This window comes from Streptomyces sp. NPDC002386, assembly GCF_053593175.1.
On record NZ_JBSFBX010000011.1, the window covers coordinates 117,727 to 140,527 of the forward strand.

The following is a 22,801-nucleotide window of genomic DNA, read 5'->3' on the forward strand; positions in this document are numbered from 1 at the left end:
CTGACCTGACGCGACGCACCGCCCCCTAAGCCCGTGCGCTGCCGTCGCTCCTGCCCCGCGGCTTCGGCAGGGCGACCTCGATCTCCTCGCGCAGCTCGTGGATCTTCGGGTAGCCGGCGTACTCGGCGGTGAGCCGGTACATCTCGCGCAGCCTGTCCCAGGTGCGCCGGGAGGAGTTCGAGCCCATCGACATCAGGGCCAGCCGTGCGTAGCGGTCGGCCTGTTCGGGGTCGTCGGCGATAAAGCAGGCCGAGGCCATGGAGAGATGGTCGAAGATCTTCGACCGCTCCCTGCCGTCCACCCGCAGGGCGAGGGCCTTCTGCGCGTAGTACTGCGCGTGCGCGGCCGCGTCCGGGTCGAACTCGGCGAGCGTGCGGTAGGCGAGGGCCTGCATGCCGTAGAGGTCCTCGTCCTTGAAGGTCTGCATCCAGCCCGGCTGTTCCACGTCCTGCCGGTCGGAGACGAACAGGTCCTCCGCCTGGCCGAGCGTGCGGCGCATCGCCTGGCCCTTGCCCATCGACGCCTGCGCCCAGGCCTCGATGGTGTGGAACATCGCCTTCGTACGCGGCTGGAGCCGCTCCCCCGACCCGGACTGGGCGAGTTTCATCAGGTCCAGCGCGTCGTCGGGCCGGCCGAGGTGCACCATCTGGCGGGCCGCCCGGGACAGCGCCTCCCCGGCGCGGGGCCGGTCACCGCCCTCGCGGGCGGCGTGCGCGGCGATGACGAAGTACTTCTGGGCCGTGGGCTCCAGGCCCACGTCGTGCGACATCCAGCCCGCCAGGACGGCGAGGTTGGCGGCGACGCCCCACAGGCGCCGCTGCAGATGGGGTGGGTGGTGGTAGGCGAGCATGCCGCCCACCTCGTTGAGCTGGCCCACGACCGCCTTGCGCTGGAGGCCGCCGCCACGCGCCGCGTCCCAGGCCCGGAACACCTCTACGGAGCGCTCCAGTTCCTCGATCTCCTGCGACCCGATGGGGGCGGCCTCGTAGCGGTCGAACCCAGCGGGGTCGGCGTGCAGGGGATCGTCGACGACAGGGGCGTCGGCCTTCAGGGCAGGGTCGGTGTGCAGCCAGTCGTGCATGGCGCTGCTGAGTGTGGATCCCGCGGCGAGCGCGGCACCCGCGCCCACCAAGCCGCGTCGGTTGAGCATGAGGTCCATTCCCGTGAATTCGGTGAGGACCGCGGCGGTTCGCTCGGGCGCCCACGGCACACCGTCGGGACGTTCCTCGATCCCGTCGCCCTGCCGTCTTCCCGCACGCCCGTGCCGTACCAGACCGAGGTCCTCGATGGTCACGACACGGCCGAGACGCTCGGTGAACAGGGCCGCCAGCACCCGCGGCACGGGATCGCGCGGGATCTCTCCCGTGTCGATCCACCGCCGCACCCGGGAGGTGTCGGTCGAGAGCTGGGGGTGGCCCATGGCCGCCGCCTGCTTGTTGACCAGCCTCGCGAGTTCGCCCTTGGACCAGCCGGCCAGGCCGAACAGGTCCGCAAGGCGGGTGTTGGGTTGTCCGCTCACGTCAAGCCCCCAGGTTCTCGGCTGACTTGACAGTAGCCCCGTGCAAGTTGCCGGGCGACTATTCGCCAGGGTTCGCCAGGGTGCGCCAGATGGTGTGCCACTGGGCATCGGGTGTCGAGTAGGAACGCGCCACCCCGCCCCGGTCGTCACCATCCAGAGCGGGCCCACTCCCCAGGGTGTGCCCGGGCGGCCGGGCCGGGTGGGCGCACGCACAGCGTGGATGTACAGGCAGGCACCGCAGGCACACGAAGGGATCTGTATCTCCCATGTACGCAGCATCATCCTCCGTGTCCGCTCCGCCCCGGCCGCTGCGTCCCCGCCCGGCGGGCGGCGGACCCTTCCTCGACCCGGCGGCGCGGCCGGCGGCCCCCCTGCTGGGCGCGGGCAGGCCGCGGCGCGTTCCGGGGCAGCCCGGCTCCCAGCCGCTCAGCGGCAGACTCGACCTCTCCGGTCCGCAGGGCGCGCAGCTGCGCACCGCGCTCGCCTCGGTGCACCGGATCTGCCCGGAGTTCGCCCCGGTGCAGGTGCTGCGGCGGAGCGGACGCTCGGTCCTCCTGGTCGGGACGACGGGACGCAGCACGGCCGTGGCCAAGTGTCTGCTGGACCAGTCACCGGCCTGGGCGGAGCGGTTCCGCCACGAAATAGCCGCATACCGCTCGTTCGTCCGGCACCGCCCGCCCGTGCGGGTGCCGAGGCTGATCGCGGCGGACCCGGACAACTGCACGCTGGTGATCGAGCGCATGCCGGGCCGGGTGGCCGCGCTCCAGAGGCATCCGGTGGAGGCCCCGCCCCGGCCGGACATCCGGGCCGCGCTCGGCGCGGTCTGCCGGCTGAACGCCTGGCGGCCCCCGGCGGGGACGTTCGACGCCCCGCTGGACTACGCGGCACGCATCTCCCGGTACCACGAGCTGGGTCTGCTGACCGACCGGGACCTGGGCGATCTGCAGAAGCTGCTGCACGGCATCGCGCACGCGGCGGGCCGCCAGGGGATGGGCCAGTTCTGCCACGGCGACGCGTTACTCTCGAACATCCTTCTCTCACCGGCCGGTCCAGTGCTGGTGGACTGGGAGCACGCGGGCTGGTACCTGCCGGGGTACGACCTGGCGACGCTGTGGCTGGTGCTCGGCGACGCCCCGGTGGCACGGCGTCAGATCAGCCAGATCGCCCAGTCGGCGGGACCCGCCTCCCGGGACGCGTTCCTGGTGAACCTGATGCTCCTGCTGACCCGTGAGATCCGCACCTACGAGACGGCCGTGCAGCGTTCGATGCACGAGGCGCCCCCGGTGGCGCCGGGCGCGGCCCTCCCGGGTGCCGCGTCGACCGGCGAGGAACAGCGGCTGCTGCTCAGGCGGCTGCACGACGACTGCCAGCTGGCCCGCCGGGCCGTGCGCGCGGCGGTCGGCACTCGCTGAAACGGGACGAGGGTCCGCGGTGCGCCCGATGCGGCGGCGCACCGCGGACCTTCGTGTGTGCGGACCTTCCCGGCACCTTCTCGCGGCCGCGGTCCCGGCCCCGCCGGGTACTCCCACTGGTGTACGCCACTGACGCCCCGCAGGCCCGCGCACCACCGCGGCGAAACTCGCCGAACACCTCCGTGACATGGGAAATCATCCCGCCGAAGGCATCATTGACGGATCGTCGGCAAGCCGGTACCACTGACCAAGCTCGGCCCCGCACGCCCCGCCACGACCCGCCTGTCACAGGAGTCCGCATTGCGAGGATCCGCCACCGACCCCACGTCCACACCCGGTCAGAGACATCTGCGGCGCACCGCCGTCGCCCTGGCCTCCGCGGCCCTGATGCTGCCGTTGCTCGGCGCGGGCCCGGCCCAGAGCTCTCCCGAGTCCTCGGCGGGCGAGCTGCGGAGCGCGTTCGCCGGCGCGGCCGCCGAGTACCACGTGCCGCAGAGTGTCCTGCTGGCCGTCTCCTACCTCCAGTCCCGTTGGGACACGCACGCCGGGGCGCCCAGCGTGACCGGTGGCTACGGCCCGATGCACCTCACCGACGCGCGCACCGCGCTGGCCACGGCGGAGCACTTCGCCGGGGGCACCGAGGACGCCCGCGGCGACAGCGCGCGCCCGGCCACGCACCCCGACGCCCGGGTGCCCGCGGACTCCGAGCTGCCGGCCCGGCTCAGGACGCTGCCCCGGGCCGCCGAGCTGACCGGCCTGCCGGCGGCCGAGCTGCGCACCGACCCGGCGGCGAACATCGCCGGCGGTGCCGCCCTGCTCGCCGCCGCGCAGAAGGAGATGGGCGAGCCGCTCGACGCCGATCCGGCCGGCTGGTACGGCGCGGTGGCCCGCTTCTCCGGCGCCGACGACTCGGCGACCGCGGCGGCGTACGCGAACGACGTGTACGACGTGCTGCGCACGGGCGAGGAACGCGTCACGGACCAGGGTCTGCGGATGGCACTCGCGGCGCAGCCCGGACTGAGTCCGGACACGGCGCAGTTGAAGCGGACCGGGCTGCGCACCGCCGCCCCGGCGGACGACGTCGAGTGCCCCAGGTCGGTGTCCTGCGAGTCGGTCCCGGCGCCGTACGAGGAGTTCGGCGACAACGACTACGGCAACCACGACCTGGGCGACCGTCCGCAGTCGCAGCGGATCAAGTACATCGTCATCCATGACACCGAGGGCTCCTGGGACGGGGTCATGAAGCTGATCCAGGACCCCACCTACGTGTCCTGGAACTACACCATCCGCTCCACCGACGGTCTGATCGCCCAGCACGTGAAGGCCAAGGACGTGGCCTGGCACGCGGGCAACTGGGACATCAACGCGCGGTCCGTCGGCATCGAGCACGAGGGCTTCCTGACCTCGCCGGACGCCTGGTACACGGAGGCGATGTACCGGTCGTCGGCGCGCCTGGTGAAGTACCTGTCCCGCAGCTACGGCATCCCGCTGGACCGGCAGCACATCCTGGGCCACGACAACGTGCCCGGCCCGACGGCCGCCACGGTGCCCGGCATGCACACCGACCCGGGCCCGTTCTGGGACTGGCGGCACTACTTCCAGCTGCTCGGCCACCCGTTCAAGCGCACCGGCGGCAAGCACTCCTCGCTGCTGACGATCCTGCCGGACTACGCGGCCAACCAGCCGGTCTACACGGGCTGCGCCACCAAGGGCGAGCCCTGCGCGGCGCACGGTTCCAGCGAGGTGCGGCTGTACTCCGACCACGACGAGAGCGCGCCGCTGATCACGGACGTCGGGCTCGGCACGGCACCGACCGACGGGGTCAACGACCTGTCGTCCCGGGTCTCGACCGGACAGCGGTTCGCCGTGGCCGACCGCTGGGGCGACTGGACGGCGATCTGGTACCTCGGGCAGAAGGCCTGGTTCCACAACCCGCGCAAGCAGCCGACCGCGGTGCGCGCCGCGGGTCTCGTCGTCACCCCGAAGGACGGCGCGGCGAGCATCCCGGTCTACGGCCGGGCGTACCCGGAGAAGGAGGCCTACCCGGCGGGGGTGCCCGCGCAGTCGGTGGTGCCGCTGAAGTACACGATCCCGGCCGGTCAGCAGTACGCGGTCGGTGACCTGGTGCCCGGCGAGTACTACTACGCGGTCACCTTCACCCCCGACTCGCACCGGGTCGTGACCGGCAAGGACCTGTACTACGAGATCCAGTACGGGCACCGGGTGGCGTTCGTGCGCGCCGCGGACGTCACCGTCGCGGGAGCGGCCCGCTAGGGCCTGTCGTCAGCCCTGCTGGAAAAGCTCCGCCGGGAGCGGCTTCAGCAGGGCGTACAGGTCGTCGGTGATGGGGCGGTCCCAGGCGGCGATGGTCACCAGGACGCCGTCGCTGCGGTCGAACTGGACGCAGGAGATCCTGCTCTCGGAGAGCTTCAGGCGCCGCACGATCAGCAGGTTGTCGCCCTGGAGGACCGGGGTGTCCTCGGTGCCGACGACCGTGATCTCCTCGTCGTTCTCCAGCGCCAGGAGCAGCTGGGCCACCTCGAAGGGGATCTCGTCCTCGGCCACCTCGCGGGCCGGGGAGCCCTCGGGGAGATTGCCGATGATCATGGCGGGACCGCGGCCGCCGAAGAGGTCGTAGCGCAGGAAGACGCCCTGGCAGGAGCCGTCGGGGGCGGGCAGCAGGCCCGCGCCGAGGTTGCCCGGCCAGTCGCCCGGGTCCATGGCCAGCACGTCGAATTCGGGTCCGGCGGGAGTGGCGCTGCGGCGGCGGAGGAACGACATGCCGCAATGGTACGTGCAGGCGCGCGTTCGCCGCCGTGCGGGCGCCCGCCCGACAGCGCCCGGATTCCCCCGCCCGGCCTGGACCTTCCGTGTCGGCCGGGCGGTTGCCCGGGAGCGGGGTGTCACTCCTTCGGTGGTGCCGGCGGGACGACCGCGATCGGGCACGCCGCGTGCAGCAGGACGGCCTGGGTGACGGAGCCCATCATGCGCGCGGGCGCGAGCAGCCGGCGCCGGTGGCGGCCGACCACGACCAGGTCGGCGTCCCCGGACGCGGTGACGAGATGGCCGGCGGCGTCACCGGGCAGGACCCGCACCTCGGCGGCGACGCCGGGGTGCCGCTCGCGGTGCGGGGCGAGGAAGCCCTCGACGAGGGAGCGGGTCTCGTGCTCGACGGCGTCCTGGCCGACCGGGGGCGGCACCGTCTGGCCGGGCGCCGACCAGGTCTGCGCCGGCCACGGGTAGGCGGCGATCACCTGGACGCGGGCGCGGCGCGGGGCGGCCTCGGTGAAGGCGAACTCCAGGCCGGCCGCGTCGGGGCTGTCGGCGTGCAGGCCGACGACCACCCGGGAGCCGGGTCCGGCGGGTGCGCCCTCGGGGATCTCGCGGCCGGGGCGAGGCACGACGACCACCGGGCAGTCGGCGTCGCGGGCGGCGGCCAGGGAGTTGGAGCCGAGCAGCAGTCCGGCGAAGCCGCCGCGGCCGCGGGAGCCCAGCACCAACAGCTCGGCGTCGACGCCGAGTTCGGGAAGAACCGCGCCGGGCACGCCCTCCACGGCGACGTACTCGGCGGCCGGGGCGTCCGCGACGTCCCGCAGCAGGGCGCGCACGTCGTCGAGCACCGGGTCGCCCTCCGCGTCGGGCGGCCCGGCGACCAGGACGTCGGCCTGTCCCCAGGCCGCGTACTGCCGGACGTGCACGACCCGCAGCGGTGCGGCGCGGCGCCGGGCGGCGTCCACGGCCCACTCCAGGACCCGCCGGCTGTCGTCGGAGCCGTCGACCGCGGCGATGACCGGCGCAGTGCTCATTCCTTGCCCACCTCCGGAACACGACCTTCCCCGTGCTGGGGCCAAGCCTCGCGCAGGCTGCCGCCCCGGCGGGGCGCTGTGGGTCGCGTGTCCTCGATTCCGCCGGGAACACCCCCGGATCGGCGTGCGGCGGGCGGTGGGCGACGGGCTCAGGTGAGGTCGAACTCGCCCTCGCGTGCGCCGGAGACGAAGGCGCCCCATTCCGCGGGGGTGAAGATCAGGGACGGGCTCTCCGGGCGGCCGCTGTTGCGCATCGCGATGAATCCCTCGACGAAGGCGATCTGCACATCGCCCAGTCCTCGGCTGCTGGACTGCCACTCGGCCCCGCTGAGGTCCAGCTCCGGCTTGTCCCAGCCCACGAGCGGCTGCTGCTGGGTGATGGTCTCGGCCACGTCCGTGCTCCTCCCGGTTCGTCGTCCGCGAGTCAGCCTAGCGACCGGTCCCCACCGCGGACAGGCCACGTGAGGAGGACTTTCCGGGCGCCTCACCGGGACGGGACGCCGTCCTCCCCGAGGAAGCCGAGGACGCTGCGGACGAAGTGCGCCGGGCCGTCCAGCCAGGGGTAGTGACCGGCTGCGGGCTGGACGCTCACCTCGGCGCCGGGGAGGGCCGCGGCGACGCGGCGGGCCAGGGCGGGGCTGGGCCCGCCGTCGTACTCCCCCGCGTGGACCAGGACCGGGGCGGTGAGGGCGGCGAGCGCGGCCCGGGTGGCCTCCGGGGTGAAGGCGCCCTCGGCGAAGTAGCGCTCGGCCGCGTCGTCGTTGGTCTGTGCCTCCTCGTGCTCCGCGTGCGCCCGGGCGGTGTCGTCCCAGCGGCCGTAGAAGAACGGCAGGAACACCTCGTCGAAGCCGGCGTCACCCGCGAGCCATGCCTCGTAGGCGGGGAAGGCCCGGCCGAACCACGGCTCGTCCGCCCGCAGCCGGGCGGCGGCGAGCCGGTCGGCGGGCGTGGCCCGCATGCCGAGGGCCGAGGGGTTGGGGGTGACCAGCAACAGCCGCCGGACCCGGTGGGGGTGGCGGGCCGCGTACAGCAGCGCGAGGCTGCCGGCCGCGGAGTGGGCGAGCAGGTCCATCCGCTCCAGGCCCAGGTGGACCCGCCACCGCTCCACGTCGTCGACCATGCGGTCGCAGCGGTAGGTCGCCGGGTCGGCCGGTGCCGCGGAGTCGCCGGTGCCGCGCAGGTCGAGCAGGGCCAGCCGGCGGTGTGCGGTGAGGCCGCCCAGGTCGCCGAGGTAGCCGGAGGCGCGCATGGGCCCGCCGGGCAGGACGGCGAGGGGCGCGCCCTCGCCCCTGAGGTGGTAGGCGAGCGTGGTCCCGTCGGCGGCGGTGAAGGTCGGCATGCGGTGATCATTCAGGCTCGTCCCGCCCGGCCGCAACGCGTTTGCGCGGAGCAGGATCCTCCTGCTCGCGCCTCGCGCGGAATTTTTCGGGCTCCCCTCTTGCCTGCCGGCCGGATGGCCTGAATTACTGGCCTCGAACGAATCGACCGAATGATCGGTCGTCCGTAATGTGCGGCTGGTGAGGGAGAAGTCCCGATGGCGGATGCGACGGACCTGCTCGACGCGGGCGAGAGGCTCGGTACCGAGGAGCTGCGAGCGCTCCAGCTCGAGCGGCTGCGCGCCTCGCTGCGGCACGCCTACGAGCACGTGCCGTTCTACCGGGAGTCCTTCGACAAGGCCGGCGTCCGCCCGGAGGACTGCCGTTCGCTCGCCGACCTGGCGCACTTCCCCTTCACCACCAAGGCCGACCTGCGCGAGCAGTACCCCTTCGGCATGTTCGCCGTGCCCCGCGAACGCGTCCGCCGTCTGCACGCCTCCAGCGGCACCACGGGAGTGCCCACGGTGGTCGGCTACACGGACAACGACCTCTCGGTGTGGTCCGACATGGTCGCGCGCTCGCTCCGGGCGGCGGGCGCGCGCCCCGGTGACACCGTGCACGTCGCCTACGGCTACGGGCTGTTCACCGGCGGCCTCGGCGCCCACTACGGCGCCGAGCGCCTGGGCTGCACGGTGATCCCGGCGTCCGGCGGTATGACGGCCCGCCAGGTCCAGCTCATCCGGGACCTGGAACCCGGCGTCATCATGGTCACCCCGTCCTACATGCTGACGCTGCTGGACGAGTTCGAGCGGCAGGGCGTGGACCCGCGCGGCACCTCGCTGCGGGTGGGTGTCTTCGGCGCCGAGCCCTGGACCGAGCGGATGCGGCGCGAGATCGAGGAGCGGTTCGCGATCGACGCGGTCGACATCTACGGGCTGTCCGAGGTGATGGGCCCGGGGGTCGCTCAGGAGTGCGTCGAGACCAAGGACGGCCTCCATGTGTGGGAGGACCACTTCTATCCGGAGGTCGTCGACCCGGTCACGGGCGAGGTGCTGCCGGAGGGCGAGCGGGGCGAGCTGGTGTTCACCTCGCTCACCAAGGAGGCCATGCCGGTCGTCCGGTACCGGACCCGGGACCTGACCCGGCTGCTGCCCGGAACCGCCCGGGCGTTCCGGCGGATGGAGAAGGTCACCGGGCGCAGCGACGACCTGGTGATCCTGCGCGGGGTGAACCTGTTCCCCACGCAGATCGAGGAGATCGTGCTGCGCACCCCCGGTGTGGCACCCCACTTCCAGTTGCGCCTCACCCGTGAGGGCCGCCTCGACGCGCTCACGGTGCGCGCGGAGGCCCGGCCCGGCGCCACGCCCGAGGCGCGGGAGGCGGCGGCCCGGTCCATCGTCGCGGCCGTGAAGGACGGGGTCGGTGTGTCCGTGGGCGTGGAGATCGTGGAGCCGGAGTCCCTGGAGCGGTCGGTGGGCAAGATCCGCCGGATCGTGGACCTGCGCCCGCGCTAGGGACCTACGCCCCCTAGGGGGTGTCTCCTGCGAACCGGTCGCGCAGTTCGCGCTTGAGGATCTTGCCGCTGGCGTTGCGGGGCAGCTCGTCCACGAACAGCACTCGCTTGGGCGCCTTGAAGGGGGCGAGCCTGTCCCGTACGTGCGTGACGAGCCGCTCCTCCGTCACGTCTGCGCGCCGGACGACGACCGCGGTGACGGCCTCGATCCACCGTTCGTCGGGCAGCCCGATGACGGCGGCCTCGGCGACGGCCTCGTGGGTGTAGAGCGCGTCCTCCACCTGGCGGGAGGCGACCAGCACACCACCGGAGTTGATCACGTCCTTCACCCGGTCGACGATCGTGTAGTAGCCGTCCGCGTCGCGCACCGCGAGGTCGCCGGAGCGGAACCAGCCGTCCCGGAACGCCTCGGCGGTCTCCTCGGGCCGGTCCCAGTAGCCCTCGCACAACTGCGGTGAGCGGTAGACGATCTCACCGGGTGTGCCGTCGGGCACGTCCTCGCCCCGCTCGTCGACCACGCGCGCGTCCACGAACAGCACCGGCCGGCCGCAGGAGTCCGGCCGTCCGTCGTGCTCGTCGGGGGCCAGCACGGTGGCGAGCGGGCCGATCTCGCTCTGCCCGAAGCAGTTGTAGACGGCGAGCCCCGGCAGGCGTGCGCGCAGCCGCTGGAGCACCGGGACGGGCATGATCGAGGCGCCGTAGTAGGCCTTGCGCAGTCCGTCGAGGTCGCGGGTGGCGAAGTCGGGCCGGTTGGCCAGGCCGATCCACACGGTGGGCGGCGCGAACAGGCTGTCCACCCGGCCCTGTTCGATCAGGTCGAAGAGCCGGTCGCCGTCCGGGGCGTCCAGCAGCACGCTGGTCGCGCCGACCGCGAGGTACGGCAGCAGGAACACGTGCATCTGCGCCGAGTGGTAGAGCGGCAGCGCGTGGGCGGGCCGGTCGCCGGCGCTCAGGTCGAGGGCGGTGATCGCGCTCAGGTACTCGTGGACCAGCGCGCGGTGCGTCATCATGGCGCCCTTGGGCGCGGCGGTGGTGCCGGAGGTGTACAGCAGTTGCACCAGGTCCTCGGCGCGCGGCTCGGGTCCGTCGTACGGCGGGGCATCGGCCAGCCGGGCGAGCAGGGAGCCGTCGGTGTCCCGCAGCGGCAGCGCGCGCACACCGTCCGGGAGGCGGCCGGCGAGGTCCGGGTCGGCGAGCACCAGGGCGCTGCCCGACTGGCCGACGATGTACGCCAGGTCGTCGCCGGTCAGGTTCTGGTTGACCGGCACGTGGACCAGGCCGGCGCGGGCGCAGGCCAGGAAGGCGATCAGATAGGCGTCGGAGTTGTGCCCGTAGGCGGCGACCCGGTCTCCCGGCGCGAGGCCCTCCGCGCGCAGTAGCCCCGCCGCGCGCGTGACGGCGTCGTCCAGTTCCCCGTAGGTCCAGCCGCGTTCGCCGTACTCCAGTGCGATGCGTGCCGGGGTGCGCCGGGCGCTGCGCCGCAGCACCCCGTCGACCGTGCTGCCGTGTCCCTGCGTCATGACAGCCGATCCTCGGCCCGCCGGGCGGGCGGGTCAAGAACCCCGTGGCCGCCCGTGCGCTACGACTCCAGCACCGCCATCGCCGCGTTGTGCCCCGGCACCCCGCTCACCCCTCCCCCGCGCACCGCGCCCGCGCCGCACAGCAGCACGCCCGGGTGGGCGGTCTCCACGCCCCAGCGCCCGGTTCCCTCCTGGGCGTACGGCCAGGACAGGGCGCGGTGGAAGATGTTGCCGCCGGGCAGGCGCAGGTCCCGTTCGAGGTCGAGCGGGGTCTTCGCCTCGATGCAGGGGCGGCCGTCGGCGTCGGTGGCGAGGCAGTCGGCGAGGGGTTCGGCGAGATGGGTGTCGAGCTGCGCCAGGGTGGACTTCAGCAGTTCCTCCCGGACGGCGTCGTTGTCCCGGTCGAACAGCCGGGCGGGGGTGTGCAGTCCGAAGAGGGTGAGGGTCTGGTAGCCGCGTCCGGCGAGGCCGGGGCCGAGGATGCTGGGGTCGGTCAGCGAGTGGCAGTAGATCTCCGAGGGCGGCGCGGCGGGGAGTTCCCCGGCGGCCGCCTGGGCGTGGGCGGTGGCCAGTTGCCGGTAGCCCTCGGCGATGTGGAAGGTGCCGGCGAAGGCCTCCCGGGGGTCGACCGAGTCGTCGCGGAGCCTGGGCAGCCGGGTGAGCAGCATGTTCACCTTGAGCTGGGCGCCCTCGGCCGGCTCCGGCGCGGGGTCGCCCATGAGGGTGGCCAGCTCCTGCGGCGACGCGTTGACCAGGACGTGCCGGGCGGCGGCGACCCCCTCGCCGTCGGCCGTGCGGTAGGTGACCTCGGCGGTCTTCCCGTCGCTGTCGACACGGACCGCCTCGTGCCCGGTCGCGATCACCGCGCCGGCCGAGCGCGCCGCGGCCGCCAGCGCGTCGGTGAGGGCGCCCATGCCGCCCACGGGTACGTCCCAGGCGCCGGTGCCGCCGCCGATGACGTGGTAGAGGAAGCAGCGGTTCTGGGCGAGGGAGGGGTCGTGGGCGTCGGCGAAGGTGCCGATGAGCGCGTCGGTGAGGACCACACCGCGCACCAGGTCGTCGGTGAAGTTCTCCTCGACGGCGACCCCGATCGGCTCCTCGAACAGCGCCCGCCAGGCGGTGTCGTCGTCGATCCGGCGGCGCAGCTCGTCCCGGCCGGGCAGCGGTTCGGTGAGGGTGGGGAACACCCGCTCGGCGACCCGGGCCGTCATGCCGTAGAAGCGCTCCCAGGCCGCGTACTCCCGCTCGCCGCCGGTCAGCCGGGCGAACGCCTCCCGGGTGCGCTGTTCCCCGCCGCCGACGAGCAGTCCGGTGGCCCGTCCGCCGCGTTCGGTGGGGGTGTACGAGGAGATGGTGCGTCCACGCACCTGGAACCGCAGCCCGAGGTCGCGCACGATCTTCTGCGGAAGCAGGCTGACCAGGTACGAGTACCGCGACAGCCGGGCCTCCACCCCGGCGAAGGGACGTGTCGACACGGCGGCTCCGCCGGTGTGGTCGAGCCGCTCCAGCACCAGCACGGACCGCCCGGCGCGCGCCAGGTAGGCGGCGGCGACCAGTCCGTTGTGACCACCGCCGACGATGACGGCGTCGTAGGTCCGGGTTCCCTCGTTGGCAGGCATGGTCCTTCGTAACACGTGATGATCAAGAGGGGCCAGAGGCGTGCGCGGACGGCGTGGACTCAGTGGCCGCCGGACGCCTGCCGCCGGCTCAGGGCCGCGACCCGGCGGTAGAGCTCGGCGGCCTCGGCGTCGTGGCCCAGTTGTTGCAGGCAGTGGGCCTCGTCGTGGCGGCCGGCGAGGGTGTCGGGGTGGGCGGGGCCGAGGACGCCTTCGCGCGCGGCGGCGACCCTGCGGTACTCGGTGAGCGCGTCCGTCCAGCGGCCCAGCCAGCCCAGGGCGACCGCGACCTCGCGACGGCTGACGAGGGTGTCCGGGTGGTCGGGGCCGAGGGCACCGGCGCGCCGGGCGCACACGTCGCGGGCCTCGGCGAGCGCCTCCTCCCAGCGGCCGAGGCGGCCGAGGTTGACGCCGAGGCCGTGGCGGGCGCGCAGCGTCTCGGGGTTGGCGGGGCCCTGGACGCGGGTGCGGTCCGCGACCAGGGCGCGATAGAGGAGGAGGGCGTCCGCGCCGCGGCCGAGGCGGCCCAGGCAGATGCAGGTCTCGTGGCGGGCGGCGAGGGTGTCCGGGTGGTCGGTGCCGAGGGTGCGGGCGCGCGCCGCCGCGACCTCGCGGTAGGTGTCCAGCGCCTCCTCCCAGCGGCCCGACTGGCCCAGCGCGTGGGCGACTTCGAAGCGGCTGACCAGGGTGTCGGGGTGGTCGGCACCGAGCACGCGGGCGCGGGCGGCGGCGACGTCGAGGGCCGTCCGGTACGCCTCCCCCGGGCGGCCGAGCCGGCCGAGGGTGACGGCGAGGTTGTGGCGGCAGCGCAGGGTGTCCGGATGGTCGGGGCCCATGACCCGGGTCCGGGCGGCCAGTACCGCGGTGTAACCCTGGTGCGCCTCGAAATGGCGGCCCAACTGCCCCAGGACGTAGGCCGTTTCCTGTCGGGCTGCGAGGGTTCCGGGGTGGTCGGGGCCGAGGACGCGTTCCCTGGCGTCGGCGACGTCCGCGTAGGCGCGCAGCGCGTCGGCGGGCCGTCCGGTGCGGCCGAGGGCGAAGGCGGCCTCGTAGCGGCTGCTGAGGGTGTCGGGGTGGCCGGGGCCGAGCAGGGCCGCCCGTTCGGCGGCCACGGCCAGGTGGATCTCGCGCGCCTCGGCCCAGCGGCCGCTCCGCGCCACGGCCAGGCCCTCGTGGTGCCGGGCGGCGAGCGCGGCCACGTGGTCCGGTGCCGGCCGGGCCGGCACCGCGACCGCCTCGGCACCCGTGACGTCGCGGCGGGCGGTCCAGGCGACGGTGAGCGCGGCGCCGGGGTCCTGCGGGACGGGGCCCGGCACGGCGCCGACCGCCTTGTGGCCGGTGGCCAGGTCACGGGTCCAGGACGGCGGGCGCCGGTCGCGCACGGCCGCCCGGCCGGTCCGGGGCCGCTCGGCCACGACCGTCTGAGGGTGTCCCGGTGCCGTGCGCAGCGAGGCCAGCCGGTGGGCCAGCTCGGCCGCGTCCCGGGGACGTTCCTCGGGCCGTTTGGCCAGCAGGTCGAGGATGATCCGCTCCAGGCGGGCGGGGAGTTCGGGCCGGTGCCCGCGGGGCGGGCGGGGCGGGGTGTCGCGGTGGCCGATGAGGATCCCCCAGGCGTCGTCCAGGTCGAACGGCGGTGCCCCGGTGGCGATCTCGTACAGCACGCAGCCCAGCGAGTAGAGGTCGCTGCGCTGGTCCACCTCCGAACCGCCGATCTGCTCGGGGGACATGTAGTGCGGGGTGCCCATCGCGGCGCCGGTGCCGGTCAGCCGGGCGGTGAAGCCGATGTCCCGGCCGAGGCGGGCTATGCCGAAGTCGCAGATCTTCACCGTGCCGTCGGTCAGCCGCACGATGTTCGCGGGCTTCAGGTCGCGGTGCACGACACCCTGCCGGTGGGTGTGGGCGAGGGCGGCGGCCACCTGTTCCGCGACCGCGAGCACCTCCTCGACGGGCAGTGGATGGCCCTTGTTGTCCTCCAGGAGCCGGCTCAGGTCGCGTCCGTCGAGCAGCTCCATGACGAGGTAGAGGTCTCCGTCGTCCTCGCCGAAGTCGTGGACGACGGTCACGCCCCGGTGGGAGAGCGCCGCGGCCACTCTCGCCTCCCGGCGGAACCGTTCCCGCAGGACGCGGGTGAAGGACGCGTCGTGCTCCGGGGCGGGCGGTCTGAGACACTTCACCGCGACCTGCCGGCCGAGCGACTCGTCGCGGGCCCGCCACACCTCGCCCATGCCGCCCCGCCCGACCGGTTCGAGCAGCCGGTAACGGCCCTGGATCAGCCTGTTCTCCCCCATCGCGCGCCGTCGCCCCCGTCGCTGTGCGCCCGCCCCCGGGGGACGTCGTCACGACGGCACGGCCGCGTGGAACCCGTCCCGGTCCGTGACATACCCCCCTGCTCGTCCAGTATGGCCGCCTGTCGTCCGGTTCTGAACGGTGCCGGCGGGCCTGCCGGACCGGGCCCCGCTCCGCTCCGTGCGCGGTGTTTGGGCCGGGTCCACCCACGCCGGCCTGCGGGAACGCGGTGCGGCAGGGCACCGCCGCACCCGGGCCGCCCGGCGTCGACGGCGTGTACGGGGGCGGTGCTCCGTACACCTCGTCGGCGTACGGGAGCGGGACGGCGTACACCGGCTGCGCCACCCGCCGCCGTCGCGCCTCGCGCGCCGGGACGAGCAGGGGCTGCGCCGACGGGCGGAGAGGGCGCTCGCCCACCCGGCGTGCCGGGTCTCCCACCGCCGGCGCCTGCCCATGCCGCCCCGCGCGGGACGCGCGAGGCCGTCATCCCTTCGCCGTGAACTCCCGCAGCGCGACGTCGGGTTCCAGGACGCTCACGCCGGGCTCGCCGACGAGGCCCAGGTGCTCCGGTGTTCGCCGGTGGCTCGCGGTGATGCCGTGAGGGGCCGCGGACCGGACTCAGTCGAGCGCCACCGTGAAGTCCGTGCACGCCACGGCGCAGGCGCGGCACACCGCCGCGGCGGACTCGGCGCCGGGGTGCTCGTCGAAGGCGTGGGCGCACTCCAGGCAGACCGAGCGGCACCACTCCAGCTGCACCCTGATCCCGTCCTCGTCCTGACCGTTCTGCTCGGAGAGGGTGCGGCACGTCGCGTCGCACACCTCGGCGCACATGATCCCCAGCCGCCGTACGCGCTCCTGCTGCTCGGTGCCGTCCGGGTCCAGGAGGCTGGCGCGCACCGCACAGGCCCTGGCGCACTCCGCGCACGCCTGGGCGCACGTGAACCGGTCCTCCAGGAACCGGTAGAGCTGCTGCTGCGTCGGCGAGGTCACACCCGGCGGGTAGCCCTGCCGGGGCGGCGCAAACGCGTGGGCCGCGACCGGGGGTGCCGCAACCCGAGAGGGGTGGCCGACCGTGACGGACGGCCACGCAAGATGTCCGGTTCGTCCTATTCTGGGTGGGGTATTCCTGAGCTATGAGTACCGCACAGATGCAGCTGGCCGCGGCAAGCGGCCTGATGGGTCTCCTGTTCTTCGTCATAGCCGTGGCCGTGCTGGCGCTGCTCGCCGGCGGCTTCTGGATGAACTCCCGGGAGAAATACCGCGAGCCTCCCCGGCCGCGCCCCGAGGAACAGCCGCAGCTGCCACCGGAGGGCGCGGTGCACGAGATCCGGGAGAACAGGGAGTCCCAGGAGGTTCCCGTCACTCCCAAGGGCGGCCGCCCGCTCACCCCGTACGAGCTGTCCAACCTCGACTCCAGGCCCAGCGACTCGAAGGAGCGCCCGCGCTGGAGCAAGGGGTCGAGCGGCTCCTTCGGCGGCGGAGGGCTGGGCGCCCACTGACCGCCGGACCCCGGCCACGACCCGGCACCCGTTCCCGACGGAGGCCGCGCGTATCCGGCCCGCGCCGGGCCGCCGCGCGCCGCTAGGCATCCTTCCCGGTGGCGTCCAGGCGGCCGACGCGGGCCACGTTGCGCAGGTCCTCGGGGTCCTGGCTGGGCTCGGCCGCGAACCACGCGTCGAGGATCTCCCGCAGCACCGGCGCCGAGGTGAGCCGCAGTCCGAGCGCCAGGACGTTGGCGTCGTTCCAGCGCCGCGCCCCCTCCGCCGTCGCGGCGTCCGTGCACAGGGCCGCGCGGACGCCCGGCACCTTGTTCGCCGCGATGGAGGCGCCGGTGCCGGTCCAGCAGCACACCACCGCCTGATCGGCCGCGCCGTCGGCGACGTCCCGGGCGGCGGCCTCGGAGCAGACCGCCCACCGCGGGTCGGCACCCGGGCGCAGGGCGCCGTGCTCGCGCACCTCGTGGCCGCGCCGGCGCAGTTCCTCGACGAGGTACCGGGCCACGGGTTCGTCCATGTCGGAGGAGACGGAGATCCGCATGCTCCGGAGCCTAGCGGCTGCCGGCCGACGGCTCGCGCCCCGACAAGTCCCCGCCCGGGCGGCCGGCGGCCCCGGAGACACTCCGCCGCCCTTTCACGGCGCGTCTTTCACGGCGCGCGGCGGGTCAGGAGCCTGTGCAGGTGCTCCAGCGCGTCCAGCAGCACCGAGCGGTGGTACCAGCTCAGCCAGGCGGCCGTGTCGGCGGCGAGCACGTCGAGGGCCTCGCTCCGGTCGCCGGCCGGCAGGTGGCCCGTCCCGGGCCAGTGCAGGGTGATCACGCCGGTGCAGGACCCGGCGGCGGAGACGACGGGCACGCTGTGCAGGGCGCGGGTGTCCGTGGCCAGCAGGGCGCGCCTGGTCTCGTCGGACAGCAGCGGCTCCACCGCCACGTCGGGCACGCTCACCCGGCTGCCCCGGACCCGGGCGACCGCGTCGGCCGTGCCCTCGTCCTGGCCCCGGACGAGGTGGTCCAGAAACCTTTCGTCACAACCGTAGTGGGTCTCCAGGGTGAGGGCGTTCACCGCCGGGTCCACGAACTGCACGTACCCGGCGGTGGCCCGGCCGACGGCCAGTGCCTCGTGGAGCACCGCGTCGATCATCTGGCGCCGGCAGCGCGGGTCCCGGCCTTCCCGGGCCAGGATCCGCAACTGCGGCACGGGCAGGGAGCGGCGGCCGGGGAACCACACCTCGCCGTCCGGGGGCCGGGCCACCACGACGGCGGACACCAGCACACGCAGCGGCACGTTGAACCGCTGGGAGGCCTCGCGCAGCACCCGGAAGGCGCTGCCGGAGTCGGGCAGGCCGTAGCGGGCCATCAGCGTGCCCTGCGCCATGCCGATCACCGGTGCGGTGCGCACCCGGGCCCGCAGGGCCCGGACCTCCTTGTGCAGGTCCTCGTACGACGGACGCCACAGGTCGGCCATCTGCGAGCGCCAGGCCGGCAGGTCCTCCGCCGGGACCGTGGCCCGCGCCAGCTCCCGCAGCGCCTCGTCGAGGGTGGCGTACAGGAGTACGCCGTTCAGGCGGGCGAGGTGCACGGCCTCGCGTACGCCGGGGCGGGCCCGGATGATGATCAGATCGGGGCGTCCGGCGCGGCCCCGGGTGGTCTCGCTCAGCGCGTGCAGGACCGCGGCGCCGCCGAGTTGCACATGGGCCATGTCGAGAACCGGCCGCAGTCCGGCGCGGTCGGCCTCCTCCAGGTGGCCGCGCAGCTCGTCCGACCAGACCTCGGCCCCGTCCGGGCTCAGACTGCCGGACATGCGCAGGAGCAGGGCGCCCTCGGCGGGCAGCCCCTCCACCAGGGACGACTCGATGACGAGAGGGGCCGGTGCGCCCGGGCGGGCGGAGGAGGATTTCACGGCATCACCACACCAGGACGTCACAAAGCCTCGAATATCCGCAAAGGCCTCTTCCTGACCTTGGACCACCACCTTGCACGCTCGGTGCCCGGCCCTCAACCGCACCGCGCGGGATCCAGGCCGGCGATTCGCGTCAGTGGGGGCCGCCGGGCCGCGCGGGCTCGTCCGCGGGAAGGGAGTCCAGCGCGGACGCCGTGCTGGCGTGCACCCGGACGCCCGGCAGACCGGCGAGCCGCAGCGCCTCGCGCACATGGGGGCGGGGCTGCACGATCGGCAGGCAGCGGCCGGACCGGGCGAGCCCGCCGGTGGCCCGGTCCAGCGAGCGCACCGCCACGGCACTGGCCAGGTACACCTCGGTCATGTCCAGTACGAGGTGTTCGCCGGCCCGGTCGGACTGGCGCAGATGCTCCGCCAGGGCCTCGGAGAACTCCGTGGCGTTGGACGCGTCCACCGTTCCGCGGGCCTTGAGAAGGGTGATCCGGCCGGACTCGGGGCGGCTCTCCCGTACGGCTCGGAGCAGCAGCGGGGCAGCGGGAAGCTGGCCTTTTTCCATGGGCGGGGCACTTCCTGGGAGGGAGGGCTCGGCCAGCCGCTTCTTGACCGGGGAGGGGACCACTGTGCCGCCCCAGGGTGCCCGAAGCAACGACGCGTCCCTGGGCGTGTCGCCGCCCTGGCGGACGGCGCTCCGGTTCCGGCGGCACCGTGCGTGTCCGGTACGGCCGTCCGGGTGCCCCACCGGGTGTCCATGCCCCCGAGCCCCGGGACCGTCGCGTCGACGCCGGGCAGGATCGGACTCGGGCCGGGACTTCGCGCAGCGCGGTCGAACAGGACTGCTAGGGCCGGCGGCCAGGGCCCGGGACGAGGCTTCGCGGAGCGCGGTCGAACAAATGACGACGACCGGCGGCCGGGCCGTGCTCACGCGGTGGCGCCTCCCAGGGGTACCGCGCCCCGGTGGCGGACGGCCCCGCGCAGCCAGTGCCGTACCGCGAGCGGGGGTATGAGCACGCTGGTGCCCAGCATCCCGGCCATCTCGCGGGCGGTGCGCGGGCCGGTCCGGATCCGGGCCAGGGCGAACTCGGCCGTGCCCAGCGTCCACAGCGCCGCGCAGACCGCGGCGGCACGGCGGCGGCCGGTGAGCGCGCAGACGGCGGACGCGAGCGCGGCGCCGGTCACCGCGACATGGCCCGGCAGCCGTCCCCGGGCGGCCTGTGCGCGGCCCCACCGGTCGGGTCCGCGCAGCCGGACCGTCAGGATCTCGTTGCCGCGCTGCGCGGGCAACGAGGCCCACCACTGGGATGGGCGGACCGGATGGCGGGTGAGACGGGAGCCGCGGTGCAGGGTCCAGCCCGCCCGCACCATGCGCCGGGCGAGGTCGGCGTCCTCCCGGAAGGCCCGCGGGAAGCGCTCGTCGAAGCCGCCGACCTGAATGAGCGCGGCGGTCCGGTAGGCCATGTCCGCGGTGGTCCAGGCCGCGTTCTCCAGGCCCCTGACGACGCGCTCCGGGCCGGTGTGCCGGCGGTCCAGGGGCATGCGTACGCGCAGCCGTCCCTGGATGCCGCCGACGTGCTCACCGGCCGCCCGGAGGTCGTCGGCGAGTCCGCGGGACCAGTCCGGCAGCACCTGGACGTCGTCGTCGAGGAAAACGGTCCAGGGCGTACGGACGGTCCGCCACCCGGCGTTGCGGGCCGCGGCCAGGCCCTTGCCGCCGGTGTGCAGAGCCCGTACCCGGTCGAGCAGTTGACCGGCCGCCTCCAGCGGCAGGCCGGTGTCGGGGTCGGCGGTGGCGGGCCGGTCGTCGACGACGATCACCTCGTGCGGCGGGTGTCCGTGGGCCGCGGCCAGCGCGCGCAGGCACTCGGCGAGACAGGCGCGGCCGATCGTCGGGACGACGACGGTGTAGGCGGGAGCGGCGCTCATGCGAAGGCCTTTCCGCGGTGGGCGGCGGAGCGGAACCCGGGCCCGCCCCCCGGACGGCCGGCCTTCTGCCGCCGCCCGCGCGGCGGGTCGCCGGAGCGGTCGGCCGCGGCAGCCGTGTCCGGCAGCCGTTCGCACGCACGGGAACCCAGGTCCGGGAAGCCGGCGCCACCGGTCACGACGGCACGGCACGAGGGAACCGCGAGGGTCTCACCAGTCATGGAGGCTCGTCCTTAGTCCGCGTCATCCGCGTCGCCGGGCTCGCGGGAGCGCCAAAACGCTCCGGAGAGCGGGCGTTCGGCGCGTGGGCGCGGCCCGGCCGGCCTGGTCGCCGGCTCGTCGAGCGGGACTGCGATGGAAGACGGAAGGGGGCCCGGTCCCCACTGATCCGGAGGACCGCCCTCGTCGGCCGCCGCTGGCTGGACGGCCCTGGCCGGGCGTTCCCGGGCCAGGTGGCTTCGCACTCGGATCCTCATTCTCCGGAACGACGCGTGATCGCGCGACTCAGGACGGTCACCCCGCCCCGGGAAGTGCCGGGAGCGGGTGACCGCGCGGGCCCCGGAGCGAGGAACGGGAGGCCGGCGATGTCCGGGGCGGGCCGCCCGGTGACGGGGCGCGGTTCGACGGACCGGGGCGCTCGTGCGCGGTTCCCGGGCGGGGCACCCGGCGCCGCGGCGCAGGGCGGGCCGCCCGCGGCTCCCGCGCGGCCGAGGAGACAGCGGCACCGGTCATGGCACCGACGGTGTCCGCGAACTGACGTCCGGTCACCAGGAGGTGGCGGAGATCCCCGGCGCTCCGGGCGGCGCGGACGGCACCGGCCCGCTCCGGGCCCCGGCCCGGCTGCTCAGAGCCATCGGGTGAGCCGGTGGCCCGCCCCGGCCCGGCGGGTGACGCGGCACAGCAGCCGGAAGGACTGGACCAGGGTGAGCGGCCACAGCAGGGCGAAGCACCACAGGGCGGCGGGTGCGGAGGTGCGCACCCCCATGACGGCCGCGAAGGCGGACGCGGTGAGCAGCAGCAGGACGGAGAGCGGCAGCCAGAGGCCCCGTCCGCTCCGGGTGCTGCCGAAGGCCCCCGTCATCCGGCGTGCGGCGGCGTGCATGCGATGGGCGAAGCGGCGGTCCTGCCGGAGGTTCGCCTCGATCTGCAGCAGCGCGAGCCGCTCGCGCGACGAGAGCCGTACGTCCTCGGGTGTCTCCCAGTCGTCCACGGAAACGGCACCTCCTCGCACCGGCCGGCGGCCCGCGTGCCCCCTCGTCCGGGCTCTTGCGGGGGCCGAGTTCCCCTTGCGGGCGTCCCGAAGCGGCCGCCGCCGCGGGACCCGGCGGGACGGGGACGGCCGCCGCCGCACGCGGGGCGCGCACGTGACCTTCCGTGCCGCAGGGCCGATACTGCCAGTAGCAAGGTCTCCAGCCCTCTCACATCGCCCATATGACCAGCGGGTACCGGGCCGACGGCCCCCCGCCAGGCTTGCCAGGAGGCACCCATGAGGATGCTGATCAACGTGCCCGAGACCGTCGTGGCGGATGCGCTGCGGGGTATGGCGGCCGCTCATCCGGAGCTGACCGTGGACGTGGAGAACCGGGTGGTCGTGCGCCGGGACGCCCCCGTGGCCGGGCAGGTCGCGCTCATCTCGGGCGGCGGGTCGGGGCACGAGCCGCTGCACGGCGGCTTCGTCGGTCCGGGCATGCTCTCGGCGGCCTGCCCCGGCGAGGTGTTCACCTCTCCGGTGCCGGACCAGATGGCCCGGGCCGCGGCGGCCGTCGACAGCGGGGCCGGCGTGCTGTTCATCGTGAAGAACTACACCGGTGACGTGCTCAACTTCGACATGGCGGCGGAACTCGCCGAGGACGAGGGCATCCAGGTCGCGAAGGTGCTGGTCAACGACGACGTGGCGGTGACCGACAGCCTGTACACGGCCGGGCGGCGCGGCACCGGCGCCACGCTGTTCGTGGAGAAGATCGCGGGCGCGGCCGCGGCCGAGGGGCAGCCCCTGGAGCGGGTGGAGGCCGTCGGGCGCCAGGTGAACGAGAACGCGCGCAGCTTCGGAGTGGCGCTCAGCGCCTGTACGACCCCCTCGAAGGGCAGCCCGACCTTCGATCTGCCGGACGGCGAACTGGAGTTGGGCATCGGCATCCACGGCGAGCCGGGCCGGGAGCGGCGGGCGATGATGACCTCCGGGGAGATCGCCGACTTCGCGGTGCACGCCATCCTGGAGGACATGCCCCCGCACAACCCCGTGCTGGTCCTGGTCAACGGCATGGGTGCCACTCCGCTGCTGGAGCTGTACGGCTTCAACGCCGAGGTGCAGCGGTTGCTCACCGAACGGGGCGTGACGGTGGCCCGCACGCTCGTCGGCAACTACGTCACCTCCCTCGACATGGCGGGCGCCTCGGTCACCCTGTGCCAGGTCGACGAGGAACTGCTGCGGCTGTGGGACGCGCCGGTGAAGACCCCCGGGCTGCGCTGGGGCATGTGACGCGGCGGACGAAGCGGCCAACCTC

Annotated in this window: 20 protein-coding genes; 5 read left to right on the forward strand and 15 right to left on the reverse strand. The window is 74.4% G+C overall.

Annotation, left to right across the window (positions count from 1 at the left end; genetic code table 11):
- Positions 1-25: 25 nt before the first annotated feature.
- Positions 26-1,519, reverse strand: coding sequence for a DNA-binding protein NsdB (locus ACWCPN_RS22615; protein WP_451208954.1), 1,494 nt, complete (start codon positions 1,517-1,519; stop codon positions 26-28).
- Positions 1,520-1,785: 266 nt separating this feature from the next.
- On the opposite strand from ACWCPN_RS22615, the gene ACWCPN_RS22620 reads away from it, so the two are divergent.
- Positions 1,786-2,931 (forward strand): aminoglycoside phosphotransferase family protein, encoded by a 1,146-nt coding sequence (locus ACWCPN_RS22620; protein ID WP_392293594.1) that lies wholly within the window; start codon positions 1,786-1,788, stop codon positions 2,929-2,931.
- A gap of 300 nt (positions 2,932-3,231) precedes the next feature.
- A complete protein-coding gene (locus tag ACWCPN_RS22625) occupies positions 3,232-5,205 on the forward strand; it encodes an N-acetylmuramoyl-L-alanine amidase (protein ID WP_451208957.1) in 1,974 nt (657 codons plus the stop codon).
- Between the two features lie 9 nt (positions 5,206-5,214).
- Here the strand turns inward: ACWCPN_RS22625 and ACWCPN_RS22630 are convergent, their stop codons facing one another.
- The 4 genes from ACWCPN_RS22630 to ACWCPN_RS22645 form a co-directional block, all read right to left on the reverse strand.
- Positions 5,215-5,712 carry a hypothetical protein gene (locus ACWCPN_RS22630; RefSeq protein WP_451208960.1) on the reverse strand — a complete coding sequence of 166 codons (498 nt, stop codon included), beginning with the start codon at positions 5,710-5,712 and terminating at the stop codon, positions 5,215-5,217.
- Positions 5,713-5,834: 122 nt separating this feature from the next.
- The gene (locus ACWCPN_RS22635; RefSeq protein WP_451208963.1) at positions 5,835-6,737 is read right to left on the reverse strand and encodes a universal stress protein; all 903 of its coding nucleotides are present in this window, start codon (positions 6,735-6,737) and stop codon (positions 5,835-5,837) included.
- Between the two features lie 149 nt (positions 6,738-6,886).
- Positions 6,887-7,129, reverse strand: coding sequence for a DUF397 domain-containing protein (locus tag ACWCPN_RS22640; protein ID WP_199209437.1), 243 nt, complete (start codon positions 7,127-7,129; stop codon positions 6,887-6,889).
- A 92-nt stretch (positions 7,130-7,221) separates the two neighbouring features.
- Positions 7,222-8,076, reverse strand: coding sequence for an alpha/beta fold hydrolase (locus ACWCPN_RS22645; RefSeq protein ID WP_451208967.1), 855 nt, complete (start codon positions 8,074-8,076; stop codon positions 7,222-7,224).
- Between the two features lie 195 nt (positions 8,077-8,271).
- On the opposite strand from ACWCPN_RS22645, the gene paaK reads away from it, so the two are divergent.
- Positions 8,272-9,567, forward strand: a complete 1,296-nt coding sequence (paaK, locus tag ACWCPN_RS22650; RefSeq protein WP_451208970.1) for a phenylacetate--CoA ligase PaaK — start codon at positions 8,272-8,274, stop codon at positions 9,565-9,567.
- A gap of 13 nt (positions 9,568-9,580) precedes the next feature.
- Here paaK and ACWCPN_RS22655 read toward each other — a convergent pair whose 3' ends face one another.
- The 4 genes from ACWCPN_RS22655 to ACWCPN_RS22670 form a co-directional block, all read right to left on the reverse strand.
- The gene (locus tag ACWCPN_RS22655) at positions 9,581-11,086 is read right to left on the reverse strand and encodes an acyl-CoA synthetase (protein WP_451208973.1); all 1,506 of its coding nucleotides are present in this window, start codon (positions 11,084-11,086) and stop codon (positions 9,581-9,583) included.
- Positions 11,087-11,145: 59 nt separating this feature from the next.
- Complete coding sequence (locus tag ACWCPN_RS22660) at positions 11,146-12,705, reverse strand: phytoene desaturase family protein (RefSeq protein ID WP_451208977.1); 1,560 nt, start codon at positions 12,703-12,705, stop codon at positions 11,146-11,148.
- Between the two features lie 59 nt (positions 12,706-12,764).
- Entirely contained in the window at positions 12,765-14,990 is a 2,226-nt protein-coding gene (locus ACWCPN_RS22665) for a protein kinase domain-containing protein (protein ID WP_451208980.1), read from the reverse strand.
- Positions 14,991-15,606: 616 nt separating this feature from the next.
- Entirely contained in the window at positions 15,607-15,978 is a 372-nt protein-coding gene (locus ACWCPN_RS22670) for a ferredoxin (protein ID WP_451208983.1), read from the reverse strand.
- A gap of 143 nt (positions 15,979-16,121) precedes the next feature.
- Between ACWCPN_RS22670 and ACWCPN_RS22675 the strand changes: the two genes are divergently transcribed.
- Positions 16,122-16,487 carry a DUF6479 family protein gene (locus ACWCPN_RS22675; RefSeq protein ID WP_199209439.1) on the forward strand — a complete coding sequence of 122 codons (366 nt, stop codon included), beginning with the start codon at positions 16,122-16,124 and terminating at the stop codon, positions 16,485-16,487.
- An 82-nt stretch (positions 16,488-16,569) separates the two neighbouring features.
- Here ACWCPN_RS22675 and ACWCPN_RS22680 read toward each other — a convergent pair whose 3' ends face one another.
- From ACWCPN_RS22680 to ACWCPN_RS22705, 6 genes are all read right to left on the reverse strand, one after another.
- On the reverse strand, positions 16,570-17,025 hold the full coding sequence (locus tag ACWCPN_RS22680) for an RpiB/LacA/LacB family sugar-phosphate isomerase (RefSeq protein WP_451208986.1): 456 nt from the start codon (positions 17,023-17,025) through the stop codon (positions 16,570-16,572).
- A gap of 107 nt (positions 17,026-17,132) precedes the next feature.
- Complete coding sequence (locus ACWCPN_RS22685) at positions 17,133-18,383, reverse strand: ANTAR domain-containing protein (RefSeq protein ID WP_451208989.1); 1,251 nt, start codon at positions 18,381-18,383, stop codon at positions 17,133-17,135.
- A gap of 133 nt (positions 18,384-18,516) precedes the next feature.
- Entirely contained in the window at positions 18,517-18,936 is a 420-nt protein-coding gene (locus tag ACWCPN_RS22690; protein WP_392293604.1) for an STAS domain-containing protein, read from the reverse strand.
- 362 nt (positions 18,937-19,298) lie between these two features.
- Positions 19,299-20,300, reverse strand: a complete 1,002-nt coding sequence (locus ACWCPN_RS22695) for a glycosyltransferase family 2 protein (RefSeq protein WP_451208993.1) — start codon at positions 20,298-20,300, stop codon at positions 19,299-19,301.
- Positions 20,297-20,518 (reverse strand): hypothetical protein, encoded by a 222-nt coding sequence (locus ACWCPN_RS22700; RefSeq protein WP_451208996.1) that lies wholly within the window; start codon positions 20,516-20,518, stop codon positions 20,297-20,299. Before ACWCPN_RS22700 ends, ACWCPN_RS22695 begins: the two co-directional genes overlap by 4 nt.
- 623 nt (positions 20,519-21,141) lie before the next feature.
- The gene (locus tag ACWCPN_RS22705) at positions 21,142-21,507 is read right to left on the reverse strand and encodes a DUF3040 domain-containing protein (protein WP_451208999.1); all 366 of its coding nucleotides are present in this window, start codon (positions 21,505-21,507) and stop codon (positions 21,142-21,144) included.
- Between the two features lie 276 nt (positions 21,508-21,783).
- Here ACWCPN_RS22705 and dhaK point away from each other — a divergent pair, with 276 nt between their 5' ends.
- Positions 21,784-22,776 carry a dihydroxyacetone kinase subunit DhaK gene (gene dhaK, locus ACWCPN_RS22710; protein WP_451209003.1) on the forward strand — a complete coding sequence of 331 codons (993 nt, stop codon included), beginning with the start codon at positions 21,784-21,786 and terminating at the stop codon, positions 22,774-22,776.
- The last annotated feature ends 25 nt before the right edge of the window (positions 22,777-22,801 follow it).

Bases quoted from the DNA above. Each gene is read 5' to 3' on its own strand.
- ACWCPN_RS22620 (WP_392293594.1), top strand. From the start codon at position 1,786: ATGTACGCAGCATCATCCTCCGTGTCCGCTCCGCCCCGGCCGCTGCGT.
- ACWCPN_RS22630 (WP_451208960.1), bottom strand. From the start codon at position 5,712: ATGTCGTTCCTCCGCCGCCGCAGCGCCACTCCCGCCGGACCCGAATTC.
- ACWCPN_RS22635 (WP_451208963.1), bottom strand. From the start codon at position 6,737: ATGAGCACTGCGCCGGTCATCGCCGCGGTCGACGGCTCCGACGACAGC.
- ACWCPN_RS22645 (WP_451208967.1), bottom strand. From the start codon at position 8,076: ATGCCGACCTTCACCGCCGCCGACGGGACCACGCTCGCCTACCACCTC.
- paaK (WP_451208970.1), top strand. From the start codon at position 8,272: ATGGCGGATGCGACGGACCTGCTCGACGCGGGCGAGAGGCTCGGTACC.
- ACWCPN_RS22655 (WP_451208973.1), bottom strand. From the start codon at position 11,086: ATGACGCAGGGACACGGCAGCACGGTCGACGGGGTGCTGCGGCGCAGC.
- ACWCPN_RS22660 (WP_451208977.1), bottom strand. From the start codon at position 12,705: ATGCCTGCCAACGAGGGAACCCGGACCTACGACGCCGTCATCGTCGGC.
- ACWCPN_RS22665 (WP_451208980.1), bottom strand. From the start codon at position 14,990: ATGGGGGAGAACAGGCTGATCCAGGGCCGTTACCGGCTGCTCGAACCG.
- ACWCPN_RS22675 (WP_199209439.1), top strand. From the start codon at position 16,122: ATGAGTACCGCACAGATGCAGCTGGCCGCGGCAAGCGGCCTGATGGGT.
- ACWCPN_RS22680 (WP_451208986.1), bottom strand. From the start codon at position 17,025: ATGCGGATCTCCGTCTCCTCCGACATGGACGAACCCGTGGCCCGGTAC.
- ACWCPN_RS22690 (WP_392293604.1), bottom strand. From the start codon at position 18,936: ATGGAAAAAGGCCAGCTTCCCGCTGCCCCGCTGCTGCTCCGAGCCGTA.
- ACWCPN_RS22695 (WP_451208993.1), bottom strand. From the start codon at position 20,300: ATGAGCGCCGCTCCCGCCTACACCGTCGTCGTCCCGACGATCGGCCGC.
- ACWCPN_RS22700 (WP_451208996.1), bottom strand. From the start codon at position 20,518: ATGACTGGTGAGACCCTCGCGGTTCCCTCGTGCCGTGCCGTCGTGACC.
- dhaK (WP_451209003.1), top strand. From the start codon at position 21,784: ATGAGGATGCTGATCAACGTGCCCGAGACCGTCGTGGCGGATGCGCTG.